Annotated in this window: 11 protein-coding genes; 2 read left to right on the top strand and 9 right to left on the bottom strand. The window is 63.6% G+C overall.

Going from position 1 to position 11,309, the window contains the following annotated elements; all coding sequences use genetic code 11:
* Positions 1 to 26: 26 nt before the first annotated feature.
* Complete coding sequence (locus tag SLQ33_RS26845) at positions 27 to 644, bottom strand: VOC family protein (protein WP_319456949.1); 618 nt, start codon at positions 642 to 644, stop codon at positions 27 to 29.
* 251 nt (positions 645 to 895) lie between these two features.
* Here SLQ33_RS26845 and SLQ33_RS26840 point away from each other — a divergent pair, with 251 nt between their 5' ends.
* Both SLQ33_RS26840 and SLQ33_RS26835 read left to right on the top strand, forming a co-directional pair.
* The gene (locus SLQ33_RS26840; RefSeq protein WP_319456948.1) at positions 896 to 1,519 is read left to right on the top strand and encodes a TetR/AcrR family transcriptional regulator; all 624 of its coding nucleotides are present in this window, start codon (positions 896 to 898) and stop codon (positions 1,517 to 1,519) included.
* A 388-nt stretch (positions 1,520 to 1,907) separates the two neighbouring features.
* Complete coding sequence (locus SLQ33_RS26835) at positions 1,908 to 3,140, top strand: acyl-CoA dehydrogenase family protein (protein ID WP_319456947.1); 1,233 nt, start codon at positions 1,908 to 1,910, stop codon at positions 3,138 to 3,140.
* Positions 3,141 to 3,206: 66 nt separating this feature from the next.
* Here SLQ33_RS26835 and SLQ33_RS26830 read toward each other — a convergent pair whose 3' ends face one another.
* From SLQ33_RS26830 to SLQ33_RS26795, 8 genes are all read right to left on the bottom strand, one after another.
* Complete coding sequence (locus SLQ33_RS26830; RefSeq protein WP_413467741.1) at positions 3,207 to 3,665, bottom strand: CAP domain-containing protein; 459 nt, start codon at positions 3,663 to 3,665, stop codon at positions 3,207 to 3,209.
* Between the two features lie 74 nt (positions 3,666 to 3,739).
* Positions 3,740 to 4,321 (bottom strand): hypothetical protein, encoded by a 582-nt coding sequence (locus tag SLQ33_RS26825; RefSeq protein ID WP_413467743.1) that lies wholly within the window; start codon positions 4,319 to 4,321, stop codon positions 3,740 to 3,742.
* A gap of 111 nt (positions 4,322 to 4,432) precedes the next feature.
* On the bottom strand, positions 4,433 to 5,026 hold the full coding sequence (locus SLQ33_RS26820; RefSeq protein ID WP_319456945.1) for a hypothetical protein: 594 nt from the start codon (positions 5,024 to 5,026) through the stop codon (positions 4,433 to 4,435).
* Positions 4,993 to 6,435, bottom strand: a complete 1,443-nt coding sequence (locus SLQ33_RS26815; RefSeq protein ID WP_319456944.1) for an MlaD family protein — start codon at positions 6,433 to 6,435, stop codon at positions 4,993 to 4,995. The genes SLQ33_RS26820 and SLQ33_RS26815 overlap by 34 nt, the downstream gene beginning before the upstream one ends.
* Position 6,436: 1 nt before the next feature.
* On the bottom strand, positions 6,437 to 7,579 hold the full coding sequence (locus SLQ33_RS26810; protein ID WP_319456943.1) for an MCE family protein: 1,143 nt from the start codon (positions 7,577 to 7,579) through the stop codon (positions 6,437 to 6,439).
* A complete protein-coding gene (locus SLQ33_RS26805) occupies positions 7,576 to 8,916 on the bottom strand; it encodes a virulence factor Mce family protein (protein WP_319456942.1) in 1,341 nt (446 codons plus the stop codon). Before SLQ33_RS26805 ends, SLQ33_RS26810 begins: the two co-directional genes overlap by 4 nt.
* Entirely contained in the window at positions 8,913 to 10,265 is a 1,353-nt protein-coding gene (locus SLQ33_RS26800) for an MCE family protein (RefSeq protein WP_319456941.1), read from the bottom strand. Before SLQ33_RS26800 ends, SLQ33_RS26805 begins: the two co-directional genes overlap by 4 nt.
* Complete coding sequence (locus SLQ33_RS26795; protein ID WP_319456940.1) at positions 10,262 to 11,290, bottom strand: MCE family protein; 1,029 nt, start codon at positions 11,288 to 11,290, stop codon at positions 10,262 to 10,264. The genes SLQ33_RS26800 and SLQ33_RS26795 overlap by 4 nt, the downstream gene beginning before the upstream one ends.
* Positions 11,291 to 11,309: the final 19 nt, after the last annotated feature.

The raw sequence follows: 11,309 nt of genomic DNA, 5'->3' as shown, positions 1-11,309 counted from the left end.
CTCTCTGTCGCCTCTTGGGGGTCGTGCTAGGTCGTCATCAGCTCGAGTACGTTGAGCTGGGGCGACTGCTGAGCCCAGGCTCGGCTGATCAGCCCGGACCCCGGCGTGCCGGCCCGGTAGGCCTCGGCCAGTTCGTCGGGGTCGAAGCTGGGACCAATTGGATCTGCGGCGTACTCACTGCCGCGCATGTAGTCGGTGGCCTCGTCAGCCGAAGCGAAGTTGTCGATCTGCAACTCGACCATGTTGCCGTCGGGGTCGCGGTAGTACATCGAGGTGGTCACCCCGTGCTGCACGGGCACGCGGGGTTCGATGCCGTCCGCCTTGAGTTCCAGGTACTTGTCGACGAGGTCACCGAGCGTAGGAAACGTGAACGCGGAGTGCGCCATTCCGATGGTGACCGGGGTTCGCTCGACGAGCAGCTCCGGCGGCAGGCCGATCAAAGCCACGCGGTGATGCTCTTCGTCGAAGGTAAGGAAGCACATCATGGACTCTTCGTAGACGACGTGGGCGCCGAGAACTTTTGCATACCAGTCCCGCATGGCGGGCAGCTGCGGGGTCTGAAGCACGACGTGTGCAAGGCGGGGGCGAGTGTCCATCGTCTTCTCCAAGAGGTAGGGCTCGGCATCTGAGTACACGACGTCCATGAGGTCGGCTGATACGGCGGCTGTTGTGGTCAGGCGGCGCAGGCGCGACTCGCATCGACGTGCGGAGCCTCACACTACGACCCTGTTGATTTGAAGTCAATGACTTGCGATCGGGAAGTCGAGGCGTCCATGGACCATAATTGGCCGTGGTCCGAATCGCTCGCGACCAGGAAGGGCCGCGCGTGGACACCAGGACAGAACTTCCGCCCCGAAAGGCGCAGGCCGAGGAGACGCGCCGACGGATACTCGAGGTGGCGGTCGACGCCTTCTCGACGAGCCATTACGACGAAGTCGCCGTCGGGGAGATCGCTGCCGCGGCCGGTGTGGCACACGGATTGCTGTTCCACTACTTCAAAAACAAGCGGGGCCTGTACCTCGCGGCCATGCAGGAGGCGGCTCGCGAATTCGAGGAAGCCCATCAGGTCGATACCACGCTGCCGCCCGGCGAACAGATACGCCAGAGGTACTACAACGAATTCGCCTACCTGGCCAGACACCCCGGCCTTGGCACGCGACTGGTAATGGGCGGGAAAGGCGCCGATCCGGAGGCCTGGGCCTTCTTCGACGAACTCCGGTGGCGCGAGATCGACCGAGGCTGCGCCGACGTGGGCCTAGACTCGCACAACCCCGCCATGCGGATGATGCTGGCCGCCGCGACCGGTGCCGCGGACGCCGTGCTGGCTTTCTGGCACCAGAACGGCCAGACGTTCGACGTCACCGAACTCACCGACCGCCTCTTCGAGCAACTCATCGCCGCATTGCGCGGCGCGGCAAAGCTCGACACCACTCTCGCTCCGTCGGTTGACCGAGCGATCAAGCAGTTGCAGGCAGTTCCTCCTAGCGCGGCGGATGGCCACCAGAACAGTCACGCATAGAAGCGAGCCTGGGCGCGCGACCCGCGGCGTAGCGCCAGGTCGCCCACCGGTGAGCTTCGCGCAGCGACTTCAAGGCTGGAAACTTCGTCGACTATGAGTCATTGACTTACAGTCAAATTGGGTTACGCTCATCTGCACTACCTCACTCAGGTGTCGGGCTCCCGCCCGTTTGTCCAGCACATGCCTGGACATGCCTACTCGTCCCCGGCTGGGAGGCACCATGGCAACCGCCGAACTCGAGACCGCTGCCGTACGGCGCGCTGACCGGCAAGTGGAGTGCCGAATATTCCGGCGCCCCAATGCATCTGCGATGCCATGGTGGCCGCTGGTGAGCATCGCCACCCACTAGGCAATCTCGAATGTCAACAATCAGAAAGGGATTCGCAAAATGTCCATCGTTCACGACGTGCATCCAACGGAATCGGCAAGTGCCGCGGGTTTGCCGTACGGCTTCCGAGATGATCTGACGAGCGACCTAATTGAACGAGCGCGATCCGTCCAGCCACTGCTGGCGAGCAAGGCCGCCGAGCACGAAGAAACGAACGGCCTCAGCCACGAAGTCGTCGAAAGGCTGACCGAACTCGAACTGTTCGCCCTCGCCGGCCCACAACGCATCGGGGGGCTGGCGCAATCGAGCCAGACGATGGCGAAGGTGGCGGCCGAATTGGCCAAGGGTTGTCCGTCGACGGCATGGGTGTACACCATCTACAACTCCTGCCTGTGGCTCGCGTCCAAACTTCCCAAGCACATACAGGATCAGGTCTTCGCCGACGGTCTCCCCCGCATCTGCTCACCGCAGAACGGTATGGGCCAACTCGTGGCCGATGCCGACGGGTACCGCCTCTCCGGCCGCTGGAACTACGCGACGGGTTCTCACCACTCGCAGTGGACCCTGATTCCGGCTATGTCACCCGATCAGCAACCGGCCCTCGTCGCACTGCCAATGACGGCAGTGGAATTGGAGTACACGTGGCACGTCGCCGGCATGAAGGGGACCGGATCGGACACCGTCGTCGCTAGCGACGTCAAGGTCGACACCGACAAGGTCGCACTGTTCTCCGACATCCTTGTCGCGCCGCCGGCCACGATCGACGTCGAAGATCGTGAGGCCAGTGACTTCTGGCCGAACTACCCCATCCTGCGCGCCAAAGCCCTTGGCGTCTTGGTCGGATGCGCAGAGGGCATCCTCGATATCATCGTTTCGCGAAGCGAGGGACCCATCATCTACAGCATCTACGCGCACAAGAGCGATTCGGCGGCCTACCACGCCTCCATCGGCGAAGCGGCGACGCAGGTCCAGGCCGCTCGGCGGATCGTCGAAGGTTCGTGCGAACGCATCGACGCCGCGGCACGCGAGGGGCGGCTGCTTACGACGGACGAGCGGATCGAGACTCGGGGTGAAGGAGCCTTGGCGATCCAACTGCTGCAGAGCGCCGTCAACCGATTGATGGACCTGGGTGGTTCTTCAGGATTCTCGACTTCGGCAAACGCACAGCGCTTTTGGCGTGACTACAACATCGCGTCTCGCCACGTCATCTTCAACTCGCAGATCAGCTTCGAACAGGTTGGACGTCGTGTCCTGGGCATCGAAGACGGTGTCGTCCCGCCGGACATGATCTAGATCGACTGCAGTTCCCGCACCCTCCCGGAGTCGGTTCGACCGATTCCGGGAGGTGACGCGCGTGGTCTACTGGGGCTGCCCGTACACCGCTACGACCACCGTGCGATCAAGAACGCTCTCCGACCACACGCCGATCGCGGTGTTGGCGCAGTCGGACATGATCGCGAAATAGGCGGGGTTGTAATACCACTGGTTGAGGATCTCGATGCCACTGATGGCCAGGGCGGGATTGATGGCGACGGTTTCGGCGACCTTGCCGTGGAAGCCTGCGGCGTTGGCGCGGTCTTGTGGGGTGGACCCGTCCGAGCCGATGTCACCGTCGAGGTTGCGGTTGTTGAGCACATCGTTGGTGTGCCATTGGGCCGCCTGTCGTAGCGCAGGGTTGACCTTGATATCTGTGGAGCAGCCAGCTTGGTGCTGCATGGTGTAGACGTTCGCGACGACGCTCTGGTTGAGCCGCCTGTTGTCGGCGTGCGCGGTGGGCATCGCCAGCGCCGCGGCGACGGTCAGTGTGACAACAACCATCAGCGCCTGCGTTGCGCGACACAACGATTGGATCATGGGGCGCCTCCGTTCTCTGTCTGCGTCACGGCGTCGACTCATACGGGGTCGAATTGCGAGATCAGCCATCGGCCTTGGACGTTGTCGAGGGAGACGCGGACGCTCGATGCGGTGCTGGTGGGTGCGCCCTGCCCCATGATGGTGGTTTGGTTGACGAAAACGAGTACCACCGCATGGTTCTCGGTCGCGGAGACCGACGCGGCAGCCGGTACGGTGGCCACCACCGAAATCTGCTTCTGCTTGGCGCCGGGGATGACAACGTCGTTGATCAGCCCGGTGTAGTCGTCCTTGAACTGTCCGGTCAGGCGGTCCCGCGCGGCGGTGAGGTCCTTTTCCACGGTGTCCGGACGGTACGACAGCATCGCGATTGCACTGTCGGTGGCGGCCTGAACCGACTGCGCGGCGGTCGTCTGCGCATCGCGGGCCGAATCGTCTTGCCACTTCAGATAACCCGCACCCAGTGCGAGGATCAACGCCAGTACGGGTAGCACGCCGTAGGCCAGCATCCGTTTCCAGGAGAACCGGCCGAGCCGGCCGCCAGGGGCCTCGGCAGCTTCGGTGCGTTCGGCCTCTTCGGCCTCTTCGGGGTATTCGACGGCGGCTTCGGAACTCACGTCCATCGGTTCCTGCGCTACCCCTGATTCGACCGACGATCCTTCGGTGAGGACGCTATTGTCAACGGCCACGCTGAACTCCAATCCGGTGGTCGTGCGGGGGTTGCCGTTGGGGTGTCATGGAACGAACTCGACGTTGGACACCTTGCCCCCGTCACCGACCTTCTGCACGATGACCCGCATACGCCACAACCGCGGTTCCTGCTCGGGCGCACCGACACTGCTCGTCTTCACCGAAACGGCAACGAGTACCTGCGCCTGATCGCCATTCTGCGATTCCAGGCCAGCCGCCGTGATGGTGCCCTCCGACTTCGACTGCACCTGCTTGACGACATCGACGAACGGCTTTGATCGCTTCTCGAAATCGTCGTAGAACTCGCCCGTCGACGAATCCAGGATCCGCTGTACGTCTGCATCGACCTCGGTGTTGCTGATCGTGGTCAGGTTGAGCGCACCTTGCCGGCCGGCCTGCAGAAACATGGCGCGAAGCTCTTGAGCCTGCTGCGCTTCCCTGGCTCGGTGACCCAGCCAGCCCACCAAACCCGTTAGCGCCAGCACAGCGACCAGTCCGAACACCAGCGCTAACCGAACACCCGAACGGCCTTGTCGGACAACGGCATCGTCGTCGGCTTCGCTGACCGCGTCGTCGGCTTCGCTCACCGAGTGGTCAGCTTCGCTCAGCTGCCCGGCGGAATCAGCATCGTCTGCCATGTCTGCTCCTCCTTCGCGCCCTGGGCCAGGTTGGCTTGGGTGTACACCTGCCCGTCTGGTCCCACGTAGGAGCCGGTGTTCGGGTCATATTGGGCGATCGCGATGGGCGGCGGCGCTGGCGCGGGTGCGCCCTCGGGCGCTGACGGCTGCTGCGGAACGCCCTGGCCCGAAAGCGTTGCGTTCGGGTCGCCCTTCCAGTAATAGCCGTCGTTGAGCGGTACATACTGCTCGTCGCTCTCGCACATCTTGACCGTTGGCGCACGCTTGCCCGGTCTGGTCAAGCAGGGCAGGTTGCGCGCCCCGCGCACCGCGATCTGAGAGTCCTGTGGCACTCGGCAATACAGGTCACCAGCGGGTCGATCCGGCGCGTCGACCAGCGCAGGCGAACGCAATTGCTGGGGTGGCAGATAGCCGGTTTTGCACGGTGGCGGCGCGTTGAGGTTGAGATTGAAGTCCAGATAGGCGCCGCGGTAGTCCGGCTTGGTATGGGCATCGGCGAGCACTCCACCCTGAAGGGCCGCGATGGTCTGGGGCATCAGGACCAGGATTTGTTCCAGCGCGGGCTGGTAGGTGACGGCCACGTCGCCGATGCCGGCGAGGTTTGCCAGCAAGATCGGCAGAGATGGCTTCAGACGATCGAAAAGCTGCTTCGCTTCGGCCGCCGCCGGGCCGCCGTTGTCGATGAGGCCGGCGACGGAGTCGTCATGGTCGCGTAGTTGATCGCTGATCGCAGCCAGGTGCGCCGCCCAGGCGTCGATCGAGTCCGACGTTTCCGTCTGCGAGTCCAGCACTGGCTTGGACTGGTCGATCAGGGCGGTGAGCGAGTCAAGGTTGGCGCGGGCGTCGATCGAGAGTGTCGTCGAGCCCTTGACCAATCGAGACAGCTCCGGGCCGAGACCGCCGACCGCGGTGTAGCTCTCGTCGACCGCCACCTTGAGGTTGTCCTGCGGGATGGCCTCCAGCCCGGTGTTTGCGGCGCCCAGCAGCGTATTGATGTCCGGTGGCACCGACGTGTCGCTCAGTGGGATCACGTCACCGTTCTTCAACGGTGGCCCGTCGCCGCTGCGCGGCAACAAGGCAACGAACTGCTCACCGACCGCACTTTGGCTGTGTACCTCAGCCTTGACATCGGAGGGGATGTCGACTCCGGACTTCAGCGAGAGTTCCGCCACGACACCGGTGTCGGTCAAATCGACCTTATCTACGCGTCCCACCTCCACGCCGCGGTAGGTGACGTTTCCGGTGGCGTACAGACCCCCAGACTGGGGCAATTGCATCGTGACGGTGTAGCGCCCGACACCGAACAGCTCGGGAATTCGGGCGTAGCCGAATGCCATGGACGCACCGGCGATCAGCGTCACGACCGCGAACACCAACAGTTGGATCTTGTTGCGTCTGTCTAGGCGCATGTCACGACCCCTGATCGAATCGGTACGGCGCCACCAATGGGTTGCCCGCTGTATAGGGGCTGGGCAGCTGGCCGATCGTGCGGCCCCATTGCATCTCCAGTTCGGTGAGATCGCCTTCCCAACGTGTCCCGGTGAACAGGCCGCGGTCGATACGGCTCAAGGTGAGGTCGAGGACCAAGGTCGAATTCCCGTAGTCACCGCGGAACCACTTATCCAGTGTCTCGTTCGGCCACGGCAACGTAGCCAGGCTGGAGAGCGAGCGGGTAAGGCTGGGTCCGGCGTTGGCCAACGAGTCCAGTACGGGCGCAATGTCTTTGAGTTCCGCAACCAGCGCCTGCTTCGTCTGATTTGCCGAGTCGGCGGCTAGGTTGCCGAACTTGCCCAACTGGTCGACCGTTTCGGTCAGGTCGTCGCGCCGGTCCTTGAGTACGGTCAGTGCATCGGGGATGGTGCGTAGCGCCTTGTCGACCACAGGGTCCTGCGCGGCAAACTGGCCGGCGAGGTTGTTGAGGCTTTCGGTGGCGGTGACGAGGTCGTTCTTTTGAGCGTCGAGGTGGCCGATGAATACGTTGAGCTGCTCGAGAAAGCTGCGCACGTCGTTTTCCCGGCCTGAGAAGGCGGTAGTGAATTCTCTTGTGATGTCTTGGACTTGACCGAGGCCGCCGCCGTTGAGCAGCACGGACAGTGCACCCAGCGTCTGCTCGGTGTTCGGATAGGCGCCTGCCGAGGCCAGCGGGATCAGCGACCCTTGGGTCAGTCGGCCCTTGGGGGCAACATCGGTGGGCGGGGCCAGCTCCACATGCAGTGTGCCCAAGAGGCTGGTTTGACCGATCTTGGCCGTCGCATTGGCGGGCAGTACCACATCACCGTTGAGCTGCATCGTCACCAGCGCGTGCCAGTCCTGCCGCTCGATCTTGGTGATGTGTCCGACCGTGACATCGCCGACCCGAACCCGCGAGTTCTGCTGAATATTGGTCACATCGGGTAGCTGCGCCTGGACCTCGTATGACCCGGGGCCATTACCCTCGGTGCCCGGCAACGACATGGAGTTGACGCCCCGCCAGCTCGCGCAACCCGAAATCGTCACCGCCGCAAGGGCTACCAGCGCGGCCCAGAGACAACCGCGCCAGACGCGGGCGGTCATGATCCGGCTCCGGGCGGCACCATCATCCCAGTCAACCCGTCGGCGGGGTTGGTCGGCAGAGGCTCTCCCCCGCTCGGTGGTGCTGGGGCCTCTGCCGCCAGCGGGGAGCTGTCGGCGGGAGGGCCTGGCACGGCAGCCGGCGCAGTGTCGGGTGGCGGAGCCGGTCGGAAGTCTGGGCGCATCCAGTCCTCGCTGTAGGTGATCTCGTTAGGCCGTGCCTGAGTGCCGACAAACGGGTTCATCCCGAGCGGCGGGAAGTTGTACTGCCTGTTCTTGAGGATCGGCGCGAGGTATTGCACGCACAGCTTGGCCGCCTGTTCACCGCCCAGCCGCGATGCGGCCTGGATCGCCCCGCACAAGAACATGAGTGGATTCGAGAAGTTCGAGGCCGCCAGGATGCCGGACAGCGACCCCTGGGCGGGCTGATAGATGTTGTTGAAGTTCTGCACCGTATTCGGCAGGACGTGCAGCGTCTGCTTGATGTCGTCGAGACTTTCCATCACGGCCGTGGAGAGCGAGGACAACTTGTCCGAGGTGGTGCCCAACGCCTCACGGTTGTCCGCCACGAAGCTGTGTACATCACCGACAGCGGTGTTGAGGTCGGCCACCGCCCGGCCCACCTGATCGGGGTCATCGGCCAACAACGCGGTGACCGCGGCCAGGTTCCGGTTGAGCTGGCCCATTAGGTCGGTGCTGGACTGCAGTGCAGACACCAAGGTCGACAGGTTCTTGATGGTGCCGAAGATGTCGTTGCTATGGTCGCCGAGCGCCGAGATCGCTTGCGACAGTTTGATGATGGTTTCCCGGATGTTGGCGCCTTCGCCGCGCAGGTTTTCGGCGGCGGTGTTGATGAATCCGCCCAATGTGCTCACCCCGCCCGGCTGAGTGGGCTGCAGTGTCTCGGTCAGCTTCTGCAACTGCACTCGTAGGTCGTCCCACTCGACCGGAACCGCTGTGCGGTCCTGCGGGATTACCGTGTCGGTCTTCAGCGCGGGTCCGCCGGTGTAGGCAGGCACCAATTGGATGGCGCGCGCGGTCACCAGGGACGGCGCCAGGATGAGCGCCTTGGCGTCGGCGGGCACCTGGTATTTGTGGTCGAACCAGAACGTCACCTTGACCCGCTCTGGTTGCGGCTCGATGGTGTCGATCTTGCCGACGGGCACGCCCAGGATGCGGACGTCGTCGCCGGGGAAGATGCCGTTGCTGTTCGCGAAATACGCGACGACGGTGGTTCTACTGATCGCGCGCCAGGTATGCCACGTCACCGCAACGCCGGCGACGAGCACGAGCGCGAGCACGGCCGCGAGTCCGATGCGGACACCCGTACGTTTCGTCATCGGCCTGCCTCCGTTGGTGTTACCACTTCATTTGGCGCCGGTTCGTATACCGGTGTTGGTCCAGGGGGCGGCGGCGGAGCCGTCTCCCCAGGGGCCAGTGCGGGCGGACCTGGCGGCGGGCCACCCGGCGGTGGAGCGGGCAACGGCTCCCGGTAGGGGTAGCAACCAGTAGGGCCAGGCAACGCCAAGCCGGGCGGGCCGCACCCCTGATCGCCCGGATTTCCGGTGATGGCATCGGGCAGCGTCATATGCGGGTCACCGCCCTGACCCGTTCTCGGGTACGGCACGGGCAGCGGCGGGGTGCCCGGCTGACCCGTCTGCGGGTCGTTGAGCTCTGAGGGCGCCAGGACATTCGGATCCAGGCCCAAGTCGGAGAACGCAGCGTCGACGAATGGCTGAATGAACTGGCCAGGCAACAGGTTCGAGATGTAGGCCTTGAAGAACGGACCGGAGGCCAGTGATTCGCCAAATGACATCGCGTAGGCGTTGAGCAGCTTGATGGACTTCTGCACTTTGGCCTTGCGGTCGTCAACGATCGTCAGCACGCCATTGAGCTTGTCCAGCGCTGGGCGCATCTGATCGCGGTTGTCCGCGACGAATCCCGAAACCTGGTGGGCCAGCGCCGAAATGTTGTTGGAGATCTGATCCAGCGCGGCGCTTTGCGAGTTCAGCTCAGCCAGCAGTGCGTTCGAGTTCCCGATCAGCCCGACCACCTTGTCGGTGCGTTCGGCGAGCACGCCGGTGACGTTGTTGGCATCGGACAGCAGGTGGCGCAGTTGCTCATCGCGTGCGTTGAGGCTTTCCGAGAACCGCGCCACTCCCTGCACCGCCGCCTTCAAATCCGGTGGCGTGTCCTGGAATGTCTGCGAAAGCATCGACAGCGACTCGGAAAGCTGATCGGTGTTCAAGGCGTCGACTGTTGTCGCCAGATCGCCGAGTGCGTCAGGGAGTTGATACGGCGACGTGGTGCGTTCGAGCGGGATCGGGCCCGACAACTGCCCTTCCCCACGAGGCGTTACGTCAAGCAACTTGGCGCCAAGCACGCTCTTGGTCTTGATCGCAGCCTCGGTCCGGTCACCGAGCGGAAGGTCGGTGTCCACGTTGAACGTGACCAGCACACGGGGCCCGTCGAGTTCGACGTCGGCCACCTCGCCGACTTTCAAGCCCGACACCTGTACCGGCGCGCCCGTCATCAGCCCCCCGGTCTCGGCGAAGTACGCCGAGTACTCCTTGCCGACCCCGAGGAACGGCAGGCTCTTGTAATTCAGCGCGCCCACTACCAAGGCGGCGGTGACGCCGACGCCGACCACCCCGATGACTACGGGGTTGCGTTCGGAAAAGAATTTCATTTGGGAGTGCACCGTCCGGAGTCTTGGCCGGCCACCTTGATGTACACCGGCTGGCCGCCCTTGCCGTTCACCTTCAACGCGATGTCGCATATGTAGAAGCTGAAGAAGTCCCCGTAGAGACCCTGACGCGCCAGGATCTGATACTTGTCGGGCAGCCCGTCGAGAAGGTGCTCCACGTATTCGTGGTCAGCCACCACTAGCGAGCTCACCCGATCGGATTGCACAACAGTGTTGTGGAACGGTGGGCGCGCTTGCGCCAGCAAATCGCTAATTCCTGCCGCTGCCGCGTTGGCGTTCGCCAAACCGTTGGCGATGTCTGTCTTTCGCGCAGCGAGACCCTCCACGAGTTGCGACAGCGAATCGATGGCCGTACCGAACTGCTTACTTTGGCCGGCTAGTGAGCCAAGAACGGTGTTGAGGTTGTCGATGACCTGGCGGACCAACTCGTCATGGTCGGCAAGCGTGCTGGTGAAAGTAGCGGTCTGCGCCAGAAACGAACTGATCGTGGCTCCCTGACCCTGGAACGCCTGGATGAGTTGGCCGGTGAGCGCGTTGACCTGCTCGGGGTCCAGCGCACGGAACAGCGGCCTAAATCCCCCGATCAGCGCATCCAGGTCAACCGCGGGCGCGGTCCTGTCCGTCGGGATCGTCGCACCCGCAGCGAGCCGCCGCGGCTCACCCGCACCTTCTTGCAATTCCAGATAACGATCGCCGATCAGGTTGTCCCAGCGGACTATTGCCTTCGACCCCGTGGTCAACAAGACCGTAGGGTCAGTGCTGAACTGCACCGCCACAATGGTGTCCGGCCTGATCGAGATGTCCTTTACCTTGCCGACTTCCACCCCTGCGATGCGAACGAAGTCACCGCTCTTCAATCCGCTGACGTTGACGAACTCGGCGTTGTAGACGAGGTCCTTCTGGAAGCGGAACTGGGCGAAGATCGCGAGGATGGCGAATAGGCCCATGGCACAGACGGTCACGAAGATCGCCAGGCGCACTATGGCACCACCCAGGTTGTCTCTCACAGCCGCACTCCTCTCGTTA

It is taken from the genome of Mycobacterium sp. RTGN6 (genome assembly GCF_033804605.1).
Lineage (GTDB): Bacteria > Actinomycetota > Actinomycetes > Mycobacteriales > Mycobacteriaceae > Mycobacterium.
The sequence above is the reverse complement of the archived record's forward strand: the minus strand, read 5'-3'. Positions and strand labels throughout refer to the sequence as shown.